Annotated in this window: 13 protein-coding genes and 1 riboswitch; of the genes, 10 read left to right on the plus strand and 3 right to left on the minus strand. The window is 40.9% G+C overall.

The window, feature by feature from the left end:
• The first annotated feature begins 104 nt into the window (after window positions 1-104).
• From MHI23_RS02430 to MHI23_RS02475, 10 genes are all read left to right on the plus strand, one after another.
• Window positions 105-1,187 carry a glycosyl hydrolase family 8 gene (locus MHI23_RS02430; protein ID WP_125587514.1) on the plus strand — a complete coding sequence of 361 codons (1,083 nt, stop codon included), beginning with the start codon at window positions 105-107 and terminating at the stop codon, window positions 1,185-1,187.
• Window positions 1,168-2,019 carry a GGDEF domain-containing protein gene (locus tag MHI23_RS02435; protein WP_342492249.1) on the plus strand — a complete coding sequence of 284 codons (852 nt, stop codon included), beginning with the start codon at window positions 1,168-1,170 and terminating at the stop codon, window positions 2,017-2,019. The genes MHI23_RS02430 and MHI23_RS02435 overlap by 20 nt, the downstream gene beginning before the upstream one ends.
• Window positions 2,009-3,718: a DUF2334 domain-containing protein gene (locus MHI23_RS02440; protein WP_342492250.1), complete on the plus strand. Its 1,710-nt coding sequence runs from the start codon at window positions 2,009-2,011 to the stop codon at window positions 3,716-3,718. Before MHI23_RS02435 ends, MHI23_RS02440 begins: the two co-directional genes overlap by 11 nt.
• A complete protein-coding gene (locus MHI23_RS02445) occupies window positions 3,711-4,979 on the plus strand; it encodes a glycosyltransferase (protein ID WP_024427352.1) in 1,269 nt (422 codons plus the stop codon). Before MHI23_RS02440 ends, MHI23_RS02445 begins: the two co-directional genes overlap by 8 nt.
• Window positions 4,980-4,983: 4 nt before the next feature.
• Window positions 4,984-7,071, plus strand: coding sequence for a cellulose biosynthesis cyclic di-GMP-binding regulatory protein BcsB (locus tag MHI23_RS02450; RefSeq protein ID WP_342492251.1), 2,088 nt, complete (start codon window positions 4,984-4,986; stop codon window positions 7,069-7,071).
• Between the two features lie 69 nt (window positions 7,072-7,140).
• Window positions 7,141-7,285: riboswitch (cyclic di-AMP (ydaO/yuaA leader) on the plus strand.
• A gap of 113 nt (window positions 7,286-7,398) precedes the next feature.
• The gene (locus MHI23_RS02455) at window positions 7,399-9,225 is read left to right on the plus strand and encodes an APC family permease (protein WP_025093601.1); all 1,827 of its coding nucleotides are present in this window, start codon (window positions 7,399-7,401) and stop codon (window positions 9,223-9,225) included.
• Between the two features lie 67 nt (window positions 9,226-9,292).
• Window positions 9,293-11,014, plus strand: coding sequence for a pyruvate oxidase (locus tag MHI23_RS02460; protein WP_342492252.1), 1,722 nt, complete (start codon window positions 9,293-9,295; stop codon window positions 11,012-11,014).
• A 192-nt stretch (window positions 11,015-11,206) separates the two neighbouring features.
• The gene (locus tag MHI23_RS02465) at window positions 11,207-12,967 is read left to right on the plus strand and encodes a T7SS effector LXG polymorphic toxin (RefSeq protein ID WP_342492464.1); all 1,761 of its coding nucleotides are present in this window, start codon (window positions 11,207-11,209) and stop codon (window positions 12,965-12,967) included.
• Between the two features lie 14 nt (window positions 12,968-12,981).
• Window positions 12,982-13,335 carry a hypothetical protein gene (locus tag MHI23_RS02470; protein WP_024425366.1) on the plus strand — a complete coding sequence of 118 codons (354 nt, stop codon included), beginning with the start codon at window positions 12,982-12,984 and terminating at the stop codon, window positions 13,333-13,335.
• A 240-nt stretch (window positions 13,336-13,575) separates the two neighbouring features.
• Window positions 13,576-13,800, plus strand: a complete 225-nt coding sequence (locus tag MHI23_RS02475; RefSeq protein WP_306654758.1) for a hypothetical protein — start codon at window positions 13,576-13,578, stop codon at window positions 13,798-13,800.
• 40 nt (window positions 13,801-13,840) lie between these two features.
• Here MHI23_RS02475 and MHI23_RS02480 read toward each other — a convergent pair whose 3' ends face one another.
• The 3 genes from MHI23_RS02480 to MHI23_RS02490 form a co-directional block, all read right to left on the minus strand.
• Window positions 13,841-14,104 (minus strand): hypothetical protein, encoded by a 264-nt coding sequence (locus MHI23_RS02480; protein ID WP_008346966.1) that lies wholly within the window; start codon window positions 14,102-14,104, stop codon window positions 13,841-13,843.
• Between the two features lie 98 nt (window positions 14,105-14,202).
• Window positions 14,203-14,772, minus strand: a complete 570-nt coding sequence (locus MHI23_RS02485; RefSeq protein WP_024427358.1) for a GNAT family protein — start codon at window positions 14,770-14,772, stop codon at window positions 14,203-14,205.
• 71 nt (window positions 14,773-14,843) lie between these two features.
• Window positions 14,844-16,121 (minus strand): Nramp family divalent metal transporter, encoded by a 1,278-nt coding sequence (locus MHI23_RS02490; RefSeq protein ID WP_224427122.1) that lies wholly within the window; start codon window positions 16,119-16,121, stop codon window positions 14,844-14,846.
• Window positions 16,122-16,155 lie beyond the last annotated feature (34 nt).

Genomic DNA, 16,155 nt, shown 5'->3' on the forward strand with positions numbered 1-16,155 from the left:
AAAGACTCGTAATTTGGTATAAAATATTTATTTAAATTTAAACAGAAACAATCTATAATAAATCGTTGGAATGCTAAGAGAACGGGAGTTGAAAGGGGACACGAATGGATACACCCATACATCGCATAGGTATTGTTTTACTCATTGTCATTCTACTAGGCGGATGTACCTGGAAGCAGCAGAAGGAATCAGCTTATCCAGTATCACCACAGCCTGTATTGCCTGGAGAATATTTTATTACTCATCACCTCATGACAGATCAAGGCATGATTCGCACTTCATTTGCAGAGCAGCATATCTACTTATCTGAATCGCTTGGGCTTTGGATGGATTATCTTGTTCGAAAAAAAGACCAAAATTCTTTTGACCAACAATTTGGTGTCCTGCAAGATGAATTTTTACTAGACCATCATCTTCTCAGCTGGCAAATCGAATCTGATCAAAAAAGTAAGGCCAATGCCTTAGTTGATGATTTACGGGTAGTGGCGGCACTTCAAAAGGCAGATCGTTTATGGAAGAATGCAGCGTATCAAACCACAGCAAAAGAAATCGCACAAGCGTTAAAAGACAAAAATATGTATAGAGGCATCTTGTCCGATTATTATGATGCATCAACAAATCGAACTTCACACACAATCACACTCTCATATTTAGACCCAAAAGCAATCAAAGAATTGGAATCCCTCAAAATATTCACGAAACAAATGACGAGTAACCAATTGACCATTCTAAAACAAGCACCGAGAAAAAAAGGATTCTTTCCTAAATCCTATGACATAAAGAAAAAAGCCTATTCATTTGATCGAGAAATCAATATGATTGATCAACTCTATACGGCTCTACATGCTGATCGTGCAAAGGTGAATACGTCCGCGATCATGAAATGGCTTAAAACGACTTTTAAAAAAGAAGGAAAGCTGTACGGTAGATATAAACTGAGCACATTGCAGCCATCAGTGACGTATGAATCGCCTTCTGTATATGCGCTGGTCATCTTGTATGCTCTTAAACGAAACGAACCGGAATTCGCAAAAGAGGTGTATGACCGCATGAAAGAATTACAAATTCAAGATCCTCTCAAGGATTATTATGGAGGATACATGAACGAAAAAGACACACACTCATTTGACAACTTATTGCCTCTCATTGCAGAAAGGGAGCTTTTTAATGAATCGGTTATTCAGTAATACGTATCGTTTATATTATTCTCTGCTCCTCACGTTTGCAGGTCTTATTTTATTTATGGGCTACCTTGGCGTACTTGATGCAGAGAGCTTTTTGATGATCACACTGACTTTTGTCGTGTTAGGATGCGGGATTTTATTTGGCATCTTACCAGCATTAATTTTTACCTTGCTAATGCTGTTCTTTATAGGAAGTGCTATGTTCTTTACAGAGCTTGGCCACACAAATCCCTTCTTTTCCAATCAAACATTGCAGGATGTGGTGGTTTGGGGCGCAGCTCTTCTCTTTTTCGCGATTTCAGCAGGAAGCTTGCATGAGCGAATCAAGACGATGCGTCACACCATAGAACAACAAAAGCAGGCGATGAAACAATTTGTGGCGATTGACTCGACAACTGGATTTGACAATGCAGATCGGATGAAGCTGGAATTATCCGAGGAAATGAAACGGGCAGAACGCTACAGACAGCCATTCGTTTTTATCCTTCTTCATATCCATTATGCAGCGGAATTCAAATCATTATATGGAGAAAAAGAAATGCAGCACCTATTTCAGCAATTAAGTATCAAGATCCGCGAAAGTGTCAGAGAAACTGATAAGAAATTTCGATTATCCGAAGAACGAATAGGATTGCTGCTTACTCACACACCAGAAGAGAATGTCTCTGTCGTCCTTGAGAAGCTAAAAGATAAATTGCAAAAGCATGTGCTGTTAAACGGTCGTGAAGTCACCCTGACTTTTCATGTCTGTCATTTAACAAGCAGTTCGGATTATCGTACGCCAGAGCAATTTTTAGAAGAACTAGAAAAAGAGATGATGATGAATGAACTTTAATTCTATAATGAAATGCTGTTTGATGATCGCTCTTTTTTTCATTCTTTCGTTTCACATGGCTTCAGCCGACGCTCTTGCCAAGCCAGATACCCTGATCGTTTATTCAACAGAATCGGGAGAAGCGACTCCAGCAGTGCATATGCTGGATCTACTCGCCGGACATTTTTCCAAACAGACGACGATTGTATCTGATGAACATTTGGCTGAAAAGAAGATCAGCGAATTTCAGCAAGTCATCTATCTAGGGGAAATAAAGAGAACCTTACCAAAACAGACCATTCGTGTAATGAACGAAGCACAGAAGATCATAGCCATTGGATACAATGCGGACCAGCTGCGCCCATTTTCCAAGCTTACTTTTCATAAACAAGAACACACGAGTCAAATCAAATATACAGATGATCCCACTTACCGTCAGCTAGAGAAAAGGATCATTGCGTTAACGGTTCAAGGGGCAGACTTGCAAAGGGAATTTCTATTGAAGAAGCATGAAGCTGATCTTCCATTTGTGATTCAAACAAAGGAAGGTGCGGCCTATATTGGAATCTTAAATGTCGTGCAGCATAATGAGCTTCTTGCAGAAGTGCTAGAAAAACACCTGCCTTCTTCTGATCAGCTGACCACAAAGTACTTAAGGCTTGGGAACATCAGTCCTGTCACTGACGAAAAGAAGCTGCTTGAGCTTGGACAATATGTATCCACTCGGCATATCCCGTTTCTGATAGCGGTAACCCCTGTTTGGGTGGATCGAACAACAGGCGATGAAGTGACACTGAGTGACCGCCCGAAGCTCGTAAAAGTGTTAAAACAATTGCAAAGTAATGGAGCCAGCATTATTCTTCATGGATTTAGCCGTACGTATCGAACAGAGGATTCTGGTCAGGACTTTGAGTTCTGGGATGCAAAGAATGATCAGTCCATTACGTCAAATGACCCAAAAAAAGCCGAGAAGAAGCAAAGTGAAAGTCATTTTTCGAATGAGAAAGACTTCCATGCTTATACGAGATCGAATCAGCAGCAAGAAACCATCTATACAGAAGAAAAACTGACAAAAGGTATTGAGTTTCTTGCGCAGCAAGGTCTCTATCCACTGGCATTCGAGGTGCCGCATGATGCCATATCTCAACAAGGCTATGAAGTGATATCAAGGCATGTGTCCAGTCTGTTTGGACAGGTACAGCTGTCGGACCATACGTGGAAAACAGCCGGTGCTCCGCCACTCGTGACGAAACCCGCCATGCTTCATGGTATGACCTTATATCCTCAGCAATCAGTAGAGCCAGCGTCTGACCAAGAAGGTTCAAATATTTTATTAGAACAAAAGATTCAATCCATCCAGCATCTTCAATCAGCCGCAATCGGGCTGTCCTATGATGTGGAATCCGGAATAACTGGATTGCAGAATCTGATGATGCAGATGGATGCAATTCCTTCTAGTGAATGGCTGGATTTAAAGAAAACAAAACAAACAGTCCAAACATCACATGTACAGATCAAAACATCAGGGAATGGACATATTCAAGTAGAACAATCCAATAGAGCGGAAACCACAACAGTCAAACGAAGCGGTATGGAAAATATGCTGCGAATTCTAACAGTCGTGGTGATGCTGTTTATTGCGGCATTTGCATTTTACACATTGTATTTAAGACTGACAATGAAAAAACGAATTTTTAAGGAGAGAAAATTAGGTGGCTGATGTCTTATTTTATCTTTCATTAATACTGATTTGGATCATGCTCCTATACCACATGTTTCTCATGCAGGGCGGCTTTCAGCACTACCTGACCTACGAAAAAGTGCTGCCTGAATGGACGAAACAAGGGAAAGAGCTGCCGACCGTCAGCATTCTAATTCCTGCTCATAATGAAGAAGTTGTCATCCGGCAAACGCTAAAAGCAATGGTGCAGCTATCCTATCCTAAACATCTTCTTGAAATCATTGTGATTAATGACAATTCCTCTGATGGCACAGGGGACATCGTGCAGTCATTCAGTGAGCAATATGATCATGTCCATATGATTGAAACGAAGCCGCCATTTGCAGGAAAGGGAAAATCCACTGCACTGAATGAAGGCTTAAAGGCTTCAACAGGAGAAGTCATCTGCGTATACGATGCAGATAACATGCCTGAACAAAAGGCCGTCTATCATTTGGTTCTTGGTTTATTGAATGACCCGAAGGCAGGCGCTGTTGTCGGGAAATTCAGGGTTATCAATGCAGCCAAAAATCTCCTGACCAAATTTATTAATATTGAGACCATCTGCTTCCAATGGATGGCGCAGGGTGGAAGATGGAAGTGGTTTGGCATTGCGACAATACCAGGCACCAACTTCGCCATCCGCCGGCACATTTTAGAAGAGCTTGGCGGCTGGGATGTTCATGCGTTAGCTGAGGACACCGAATTAACGATTCGAGTCTATAACCTTGGCTATGTCATTCGATTTTTCCCGGCTGCGATTACATGGGAACAAGAGCCTGAGACATGGAAAGTCTGGTGGCGGCAAAGAACGCGCTGGGCACGAGGCAATCAATATGTTGTACTCAAATTTTTAAAGCAGTTTATGAAGCTGAAACGAAAACGAATGATTTTCGATTTGTTTTATTTCTTCTTTACGTATTTCTTATTTTTCTTCGGTGTCCTGCTCTCAAATGGGATCTTTATCGTGAACCTATTTGTTGACCTTCACTTATCTGTAGGAGCTGTTGCACTGATCCTGTGGGGATTGGCCTTCTTCCTCTTTCTAACAGAAGTGATGATTACATTAAGCATTGAGAAAACAGAGCTCACCAAACAAAATATACTCATTGTGGCACTCATGTACTTCACTTATTCTCAAGTATGGATTGCGCTAGTCGTGTACTCCTTATGTGTAGAGGCAAAGAGCCGATTATTCAAACAAGAAGTGAAATGGTACAAAACCGAGCGTTACGATCAACAACAAAAGAAAAGCGGGTGACAAATTGAAATCGGTAAAATGGATGATTTTTATATTGATGATATCCCTTGCCATTCAGCCCTTTTTTATGGCGGGTCAAGCAATGGCGCAATCAAATCGAGTACAAGTGAAAGATGACTGGATTCGCTCATCTAAAGGAAGCCAGACAGAAACGCAGCACTTATCAGAAGATGTAGTGACCTTGTATGGACAAGAAGACCGCACTGAATTTTCCTATCAAATAGAAAAAGAAAAAGTAGAGTCTAGCATCCTTACATTGAATATAGAGGCTTCACCATTACTCATTTCGCCATCTTCGTTCACAGTCATGATCGATGGAGAGATTGAAAAGACCATTCCCGTATCAGGGAAAAACCAAAAGAAATCAATTCAAATCAAATTAAGCAAATCGCAATTGAAAAAAGGTTCTCATCAAATTCAGCTCGCATTTTATGGCGTGTTAAAAGAAGGTGTGTGTATCAACCAAGAGACACCTGCCAACTGGCTGAAAGTATATCCTGAAAGTGAGCTGACTTTCAAAGGAACTCAAACGAAAGACGTGACGTTAGACAGCTTCCCTTCACCTTTCATTCAAACAGGTGATCAGAAAGAACAAACAGATATCGTGATTCCAAATTCACCGGAAGCAGCTGAATTAGAAGCGGCTATGAAAGTATACCGTACATTGAAAAACAAAGACCGCCAAGCAGACCTCAAAATTGTCCAAGAAAAGGACATCAAGCAAATCGCGCATCCAACGATTGCTGTGGGAGCAAAAGGAAACTGGGATGGACGAGTGAAATCGATCGAGCAAGCTGCGAAAATGAAAACAGCAAGCAATCAGCTCACATTAGCGGTGAGAACCTTGACAGGAAAGAAAAAAGAACAGCCTATTTTATTTGTCACTGCTAAGCAGCCAAAAACAATTGCTGAAAAAATCAATGTCCTAACTCAACCAGAACTGACTGGTCAGCTCACTGGTAGCGATTTACTGCTTCAAAAGGTTACGGCTAAAGCATCAAAACCATCTCATCAAATTCGTTTAAAAGATTTCGGTGGAGAGGATGTCACAGTTGGAACCAAGAAAACGTCGTCTGAACATTACTATTATCCGAAGGCATTGATCGCTAATCAAAAATCAGGTGCAAAGCTAAATCTATCATTTAAAAAATCTGATATAGCGAACAAAGCGGAACGCTTAACAGTCATGATCAATAACGAACCACACGATGTACCGTTAACAAAACTAGGAAACAAAGATGAGAATGGATTCTATCATGTGTCAATTCCAGTAGATTCACAAGTACTCCAAAAGAACGAATATATTGATTTGCAATTTGTTACTACAGGCTTTAAAAACATGGAATCCTGCAGACATACGGATGAAGAAGGCTGGATTTACATTGATAAGAACAGCTCTCTTCAAATACCAGAAGGTACGACTAGTGATACACCGGATTTAGCCGCATGGCCGCTTCCTTTCACATCAAAAACGCAGCAAGGAAAAACATTGATCGTCATTCCAGATCAAATCAAGCAAGAAACGATCAATCAAATGGCGATGCTGACAGAATCATTTAGTCAGCCGGAAGCTGCCCAATATCATTTGATCAAAGCTTCAAATGTGACAAATGATCAATTGAAAGATCACTCTCTCATTTTCATCGGAGGCATTCAAACGTTCTCTCTTTTAAAAGAAAAGGCAGACGATCTCATCGTTCCAGTGAAAAAGGATCAGTATGATGTATCCTCCTTTGGCATGATCAACGAAACGACTGCTCGTATTGTATGGACGCAGCCATCTGTATGGAATAAAGAACAGACAATGACCGTCTTTTCAGGAATGAATGCAGCTGACGCTGATCTTTCACATGAAGTGCTTCATTTCCTGCAAACAAATACGGAAACGGCAACAGTCGCAATCGAGAGCAAAAACAAAGACATGTTCTCTAATCATCAAACGGTCAGCAGCACAACAAATGATCTCCAAAAAGATGAAAAGCAAGGCATCGATGATTCTTGGATTTACTTTGCATGTATCGCTGCGCTGATTATTTTTGTGGTTGGGCTGATTATTTATTTCGTGCGAAAAAACCGCAAAAAGACTGATTGATAAACGATCAAAAGACCTTGAAAAAATGTCTTTACTTTGGTGTCAAACGGGAGTATGATCTCTTTTATAAAAGACCAATCGCTGAATCATTTCAATGAGCGGGGGAACCATTAGTGGTGCAGGACACCACGTGGGGTGAATCCTTTTTAGGTAGGGCAAAGTCTCATGCGCCCGAATCCGTCAGCTAACCTCGTAAGCGTTAAAGAGAGCAAAGACCAACCTGTGATCTAAACAATAGACGCAGGGGCATTCTATTGCCTCTGTGTCTTTTTGGCGATCCATCTTTTGTAACTTAAATCGTTTTGACACTAAAGGAGCGGGCATCACATGTACAGTTTGATGAAGCGTATTTTAATTGGGAAACCATTAAAATCACAGGCAGCAGGAGAACAAAAACTATCAAAAATCAAAGCGTTGGCATTATTGTCATCAGACGCATTGTCATCCGTTGCATATGGTACAGAACAAATCTTGATTGTTCTTTCCGTTGTTAGTGCAGCAGCATTTTGGTACTCACTCCCGATTGCAGGTTGTGTATTAATTCTTTTAATGGCGTTAATTTTATCTTACCGCCAAATTATTTATGCTTATCCAGAAGGCGGAGGGGCTTATGTCGTCTCTAGCAGAAACTTAGGTGAAAAGCCAGGACTGGTCGCTGGCGGATCATTGCTTGTAGATTATATTCTGACTGTAGCAGTGAGCATATCAGCGGGTACCGATGCCATCACATCGGCTTTTCCGGCACTATACCCATATCATGTGCTGATTTCAATTGTATTGGTCATTTTGATTATGGTGCTCAACCTTCGTGGATTGACAGAATCAGCATCTATTTTGGCTTATCCCGTATACTTGTTTGTCATATCACTCCTTATATTAATTGGAGTCGGCGGCTTTAAATTATTAACAGGAGGTGTGCCTCCAGCACCTGAGCATACAGCGATCGGCACACATGTACCTGGCATTACATTATTTCTTTTATTAAAAGCATTTTCGTCTGGCTGTTCAGCACTGACTGGGGTAGAAGCCATTTCAAATACCATTCCATCCTTTAAAAAACCAGCTGCACAAAATGCAGCGAGAACATTATTGATGATGGGTGGATTACTAGCTGTTTTATTTGTGGGTGTGACATTGCTTGCGTTTGGTTTTGGCATCTCACCAAAGCCAGAAGAAACGGTTGTATCACAAATTGCATCAGATACATTTGGACGTACATTTTTCTATTATGTCATTCAGGCTGTCACAGCTTTAATCTTGATATTAGCGGCAAACACCGGCTTTTCCGCCTTTCCTTTATTGGCGGTCAACTTAGCAAAGGATAAATATATGCCGCGCATGTTTACAGTAAGAGGGGATCGACTTGGTTATTCTAATGGCATTATCTTTTTAGGTGTAGCTTCCATGCTGCTCATTTGGTTGTTTGATGGGAAAACGGAACACCTCATTCCGCTATATGCTGTCGGTGTATTTATTCCATTTACCTTGTCACAGACCGGTATGTGTGTGAAGTGGATTCGTGAAAAACCGCAGGGCTGGAAAACGAAAATGCCTATCAATATAGTCGGAGCACTGATTTCTTTCACGGTTCTCATGATTCTCATTTTGACCAAGTTCCATCTTGTATGGCCAGTATTTGTTTTCATGCCAATTGTGCTATTGATCTTTCATTCCATAAAAAAGCATTATCTGTCTGTCGGAGAACAACTGCGTTTAATGAATGAAACAGAGCCTGTTGAGATTAAAGGAAATGTGGTCATCGTGCCAATAGCAGGAGTAACACGAGTCGTCGAACAATCTGTTCAATATGCAAAATCCTTATCAGAGCAAGTCATAGCAGTTCATGTATCTTTTGATAAAGAAAAAGATAAGAAAATTGAAGCGGATTGGGAAAAACTGAACAGCGGTGTGCGGCTTGTGATATTGCATTCGTCTTATCGAAGTCTTATTCATCCGCTTGATAAATTTCTTGAAACAGTTGAGGCTAAAGCAAATGCGCATCAATATAAAGTGATGGTGCTTGTGCCTCAATTTATCCCGAAAAAAAGATGGCATACGATCTTGCATAACCAATCTGCCTTTTTATTAAGATTCCGTCTATTATGGAAACGGGATATTGTGGTCGCCACCCTTCCATATCATTTTAAAAAGTAGCAGCAAGTTGAAACGTTTGATCAAAAGGGTGCGGTGGTATGGAGTAAGAAAAAAGGAGTTTTCTCACATGCCGCAAAGAACCGCAGGAAAAGAAGTAACAGCGCTACTGGAAGAGTGGGGCGTAAAACATATTTATGGAATGCCCGGCGACAGCATAAACGAATTGATTGAAGAGCTTAGGCATGAATCAAGCCAAATACAATTTATACAAACGAGACATGAAGAAGTGGCGGCACTCTCAGCAGCGGCTGATGCCAAACTAACAGGTAAGCTCGGTGTCTGCTTATCCATCGCTGGACCGGGTGCTGTCCACTTATTAAATGGACTATACGATGCAAAAGCAGATGGCGCACCCGTTTTAGCAATTGCAGGGCAGGTTGCGTCGAATGAAGTAGGAAGAGACACATTTCAAGAAATCAAATTAGAGCGGATGTTTGACGACGTCGCTGTCTTTAATCAGCAGGTACAAACAGCAGAAGCTCTGCCTGATTTATTGAATCAAGCCATTAAAGCAGCTTATACCCATAAAGGGGTGGCTGTTCTCACCGTATCAGATGACTTATTTTCTCAAAAAATTAAGCGTAAGCCAGTTTATACATCTCCTCTTTATGTTGAGGGAGAAGTACGTCCAAAGAAAGATCAACTGCTAAAGGCAGCACAGCTAATTAACAATGCGGAGAAGCCAGTCATCTTAGCAGGTAAAGGATTACGAAATGCAAAAGAAGAGCTTCTTTCATTTGCAGAAAAGGCTGCTGCACCTATCGTCATCACACTTCCTGCAAAAGGGGTTGTGCCAGACAGGCATCCATACTTTTTAGGAAACCTAGGTCAAATTGGAACGAAGCCAGCTTATGAAGCGATGGAAGAGTGTGATCTCTTAATTATGCTTGGAACTTCCTTTCCATATAGAGACTACTTACCAGAGGACACACCTGCCATTCAACTGGATATTAAACCAGATCAAATCGGTAAAAGGTATCCAGTAGACGTAGGAATCGTGAGTGACAGCAAGAGTGGTTTGCAGGCACTGACCTCCTACATTGAATATAAAGAGCAGCGTGGTTTCCTTGAAGCTTGTACAGAGCATATGATGAAATGGCGAGAAGAAATGGATAAGGAAAAATCCGTTGCCACATCACCACTTAAACCGCAGCAAGTCATTGCTAGACTAGAAGAAGCAGTTGAAGACGACGCCATTCTTTCTGTTGATGTAGGGAATGTAACCGTATGGATGGCCCGCCATTTCGAAATGAAACGGCAGGATTTCATCATCTCCAGCTGGCTTGCCACAATGGGCTGTGGTTTGCCTGGAGCGATTTCTGCTAAGTTAAATGAACCGAATCGTCAAGCGGTTGCTGTCTGCGGAGATGGTGGCTTCACAATGGTCATGCAAGACTTTGTGACAGCGGTAAAATATAAACTGCCGATCGTTGTTGTGATCTTAAACAACAACAACCTTGGAATGATCGAATATGAACAACAGGTAAAAGGAAACATCAATTATGGTATAGAGCTGGAAGATATTGATTTTGCTAAGTTCGCAGAAGCATGTGGCGGCAAAGGAATCTCCGTGTCATCACATGAAGAACTAGCTCCAGCCTTTGATACAGCCCTTCAATCAGATAAACCCGTCATTATTGATGTTGCTGTCACCAATGAACCGCCGTTACCTGGGAAAATTACGTACACACAAGCAGCTGGTTTTAGTAAGTACTTACTGAAAAAATTCTTTGAAAAAGGCGAGCTGGATATCCCTCCACTCAAGAAAAGTTTAAAACGCTTTTTCTAAACAAAATGTAGTCGGTCCTCTCAAAAGAGGACTGACTTTTTTTGCTGAAAGGAAAAAACATTTCAATTATCACTTGTTTTATTCCCTCTAAAAATATTTGGAAATTATTTTTGTAACTTAAAGCCTATTTTTCCAATTCGCTGAGAAAGGTAAAATAGACTTTATGATCAATAATGGAGGGAGTGACTTCTTCTGGGTAAGATACTTGATGCAAAAGCACTAACAAGTGCCATGGATACAAGGGCAAAACACTATCAGGAACTCCGCGAACAAATGGTAGATTTAAAAAAGTCATTACAAGGTGTGGCCAATCTCGGTGATGATTTCACTGGGAAAGGAGCCGATAACATTAAAAGCTTTTATAAAGAGCTTGCTGGAAATGTAGACATGTTTATCAGCTTCATTGATAAGCAAAAAGCCTTTCATGAAGGTGTTTCTGGGACACTGGATGATACGAGCTTTGGCGGCGATACCTTTGTAGAAGAACACTTTTTAGACAACGCAGTACATATGGGCATTAAGAATGCCAAAAGCATTGTGAAAGATCAAAAAAAGGCACTCAAAACGATTTTTCAAGACATTGATGACCTCATTTCCCTAGAGGTATTTGATAGCCAAACCTTTGATGAAAAAATAGAAGATGCGGAAGATGAACGAAAAAAGACGGTCAAAGAACTAAGAGAGCTTGATCAAAATTTAAAAGACGAATATGCTTTGTCAGAGACGGAACAGCAAGCTACAATGGCATTGTACGCTGAAATGATGAATGCGACAAATGACGGAAAAGCGATTTCGCCTATGAATTTTGACAAGAAAGCGTATCAAAATAGCGAAATCTACAAGGCAAAGAGCGATATTGAGAAGCAAACTTCTGAATATCTGAAAATCAAAAAAGAACAAGAAGAAGCCCGTAAGATCGCAAAGGAACAAGAAGCCCTCGCCAACCGCCCTTGGTATGAAAAAGCCCTCGATTATGGTGGAAACATCGTGAATGAACTGACCGGCGTGAACGATGCAAAACGTGCCGCAACAGGCGTTGATCCAATCACAGGAGAGAAACTCACCGCAGGCCAGCGAGTCGCTGCAGGCGGCATGGCAGCCGCAGGCTACATCCCAATCGTCGGCTGGGCAGGCCGCATTTTCAAAGGCGGAAAAGCAGTCTATAAAACCACCCAAGCCACATCAGCCGCAGTCAGGGCGGTCGATATCTACAAGACATCGCAAAAATCTTTTGACGCCCTGAAAACATCTCAAAAAGGCTTGTATGGCCTCACCGCCACCAACGGCTTCAGCGAAGCGATCACAGGCCGAGACATGTTTGGAAACAAGATCTCAAAAGAACAGCAGGAAGCAAGTATGAATGCGGCGCTTGGAATGCTTTTGCCGTTTGGGGCTAAAGGGTTTCATGGGAAGATGGGGATTAAGAGTACAGAAAAAACTTTGAGTAATAAAAAAGTAGCAGTGGGTGAAGAAATTATTGCTCAGAGGGTACAGAAAGTAGAATTAGATTTAACTACAAAAGTTACACCTTACAAATCGTTAAGTCGGAATCAGCAGAAGAAAATAAAGGAAAAGATTGAAAATCGTACTGTTACAAAGGAAGAGTATAAACGATATCAATGGGATAAAAGATTCTCCAAAAGAAGGGCTGCAGGGGTTACCGAATTCTGGAAACAAGAAAAGAAAAGAATTTTAGATGGAGAATCTACAACAAGGAATTGGACTAATGAACAAAAACAAGAGATTTTAAAAAGCAAAAAACCACAATATAATGGGAAATCCATTATCGGACACCATACTTACAATGCTATGAATTATCCACATATCAGTAATAGAGGAGAATTAATTTATCCTGTGACTGGAAGAGAACATTTAAAGGGTTGGCATGGAGGGAGTTATAGCAAAAATGCACCTGGTAGACCTGTTAATCCAGATTATTTAGAGGAATTTTAATAGGGAGGAAAAATATGAGTAAGATAGCTATTAAGATAAGCTCAAAAGGTCCAATTAATAAATATGTATTACCTTTAAGAAAGTACACCGGTTTAGGAATTACAGATATAAAAAGTGGGATTGAAAACAAGGACTTTTTTTCCGAAACGGATGCGAATGATATTGATAGTATGGAAAATTTAAAGGAATTAGTTGATGCTTTACTGAATTTGGGAGCGGATGTGAAAATCTTTGATAGTGATGAATATGGTGAAGGAATATTTAATTATCAAGAAATTTCTTACGATGAATTGATCAATAGTATTGAGCGATTAAAAGAAATAATGGAAGAATTACAGGATTACGACGATGCTATGTCTGATGAGTGAAAGTGAACAATTAATAAAAGAATAATGAATGGAGCTTTGCCAGTAAAAGAACCTATGTAATTTTAACGTCTAAATGATGACATAAAAACTAAAAGATTACGATACTATGTTAACCTTGATTTTTTTACGAAATATCAAGGTTTTTTAAACTGAAAATGCACTTGCAAACTCAATCACCCACTCATAATTGGAAATTACATGTTAAACTAATCCAATCACCACAAAAAAGGAGCTAAAACCATGCTATGGATTTTCACACAAAACCAGCAAAGTTTCGTTCATGTCCACGAAATCACAGTAGCCGGCAAAAAGATTGAAGGGATGATCGCAGGAAGCGATACTTGGGTCAAGACGCTCGGTAAGTATGACTCAAACGATCGTGCAGCAGAGATCCTTCAAGACATTGTGAAAGTAATTGAAGCCAATCATGATGCCACTGTGACTTACAGAATGCCAAATCAATAAAAAAGAAACCACCTTTCCATTGCGAAAAGGTGGTTTTTGTTTATGATGGTGTTTTTGTAAAGGCTAAAAATAAAGGGATGCCTGTGCCGACAAGGGTGGTGGCAAATAGGAACATACCGCAAATGAATAGAAAATGGCTGGCTGAAAAGACAAGTGCCAGAATGAGAAAAACGATGCTGAGTCCTGCCATGCTATATGATGGGACAAAGCGGCGTTTGTATGTGGCTTTCTTTGTTAAGAATGAGAAGAAAATGCCAAATAATAAAGGGACAATCCATAAGTAAAATAAAATAATAAGAGACATACTTCATACCTCGATTTTTCCTTCTATTTTATCAGATGCTGATCGCAATCGATACTACAAAGCTTCACTTTGTAAAATAATTCATGCAATCGACACAATTACGTGGGCTGATTCATAGAATGCGTTTTTTCTTTCATATATTCAGGCTGCAAAAGGGCGTATACACAATGATCCGTAAAGCGGTCGCCCAGCCATTCACATTGTCTCAAAATGCCTTCAAGCGAAAAGGATAATCGCTCTGCGATGCGTCTGCTCTTCAGGTTATCGACAGCAGCCCTGATTTCAATGCGGTGCAGTCCACAATCTTCAAATAAATAATGAATGACTGCTTTGCACGCTTTTGTCATGATGCCTTTTCCTTGATAGCCTTCTCCGAGCCAATAGCCAATTGAAACAGTCCTGTCGATCCAATGAATTTGGTGGGTGCCGATGATCCCGACAAGTTCTCCATGTGACCAGATGCCCGCTTGAAAACCGTTGTTTTGCATGGCTTGCTGCATTGCGCCTTGAATGAACGCCATGCTGTCTTCTTCTGTTTTCGTTGAATCCACCCAAAGCATCCATTCACGTAAATGCTCTCTTGACCGCTGAATGAGCAAATATAGACTTCGTGCGTCTCTTGGCTCAAGCAGCCGCATGGATATCTCTTGATCTTGATAAAAAAACATGTGCCCACATCCTCTCAGGGGAATTTTACCATAACCATATGAAAAGAAAAAGACAGCATCACTACTGTCTTTTACATAAACGTATCCACAATTAAAAAGAGATTGAGTGCGACAACAAGACCTGCTATCACCCAAGATATTCCTGTTACCCAGCGGGCATTCGTTAATTCGCCCATAATTCGTTTTTTACTTGTAAATAAAATGAGCGGAATTAAAGCAAAGGCAATACCGAAGGATAACACCACCTGACTCATCACAAGTGCGGATGTCGGATTCACCCCAGATGCAATGATCACAATAGGGGGAATCATGGTAATCAGCCGGCGGACATACAGTGGAATGCGGTATTGAATAAAACCCTGCATAATGATATCGCCTGACAATGTACCGACAGAAGAGCTTGATAGTCCTGCTACAAGCAGGCCTACACCAAATAAGATAGCTGATACAGGACCTGCGAGTGTGCTAAAATGCTGGAACGCAACATCCAGATCTTCAACAAAGAGACCATTTTTATAAAATAGAGCGGCTGCCACAATCAACATACTGGCATTGATGGCTCCAGCGACTAGCATCGCAATGAGGATATCTAAAAACTCAAAGCGGAAAATCTGTTTTTTCTCCTTTTCCGTTCTGCCGACGACTCTTCTTTGGGTTAATGCTGAATGTAAATAGATCGCGTGCGGCATTACAGTGGCACCTAAAATTCCAGCTGCAAGCAGTACACTATCTGTGCCTTCAAATTTTGGAATGAAAAGCCCGCCTGCGACACTTGCCATATCAGGCTTGGCGACAAAGGTTTGCACAGCGAAAGCGATCACGACAATGAACAGCATGCCAGTGATGCCGGCTTCTAATGCTCGATATCCTCTTCTTTGCAATTCTAAAATCGCAAATGATCCGATGGCTGCAATAATAGATGCTTCAAGCAAAGGAATCCGAAAGAGCAAGTATAAACCAAGTGCCGCTCCAATAAATTCAGCTAAATCTGTGGCAATAATAACGAGTTCGCCCTGAATCCATAAACCAATGGAGACGGGTTTTGGAAACTCTTCACGTGCGATTTCAGGTAAGTTTTTCCCTGTCGCTATTCCAAGCTTTGCGGATAAGGATTGGATGAGCAGCGCCATGAGATTTGATATAAGAATGACCCATAAGAGAAGATATCCATATTTAGAGCCAGCCGCAATGTTGGTGGCAAAATTCCCTGGATCAATATATGCAATGGCAGCGATAAAAGCAGGGCCTAGAAAAGGAAGAAGCCTTCTAAATCCTTTGACCTTACCTTCAAGTGCACGTTCAGCTGCCGCTGACATGTGTGCCTGTGCCTCGATGTATTTGTTTGTCATATGTCATCACCTAGATTCTACAAAGTTTTGCTTG

It is taken from the genome of Bacillus sp. FSL M7-0003 (assembly GCF_038628485.1).
In the GTDB taxonomy this organism is placed as follows: domain Bacteria; phylum Bacillota; class Bacilli; order Bacillales; family Bacillaceae; genus Bacillus; species Bacillus safensis.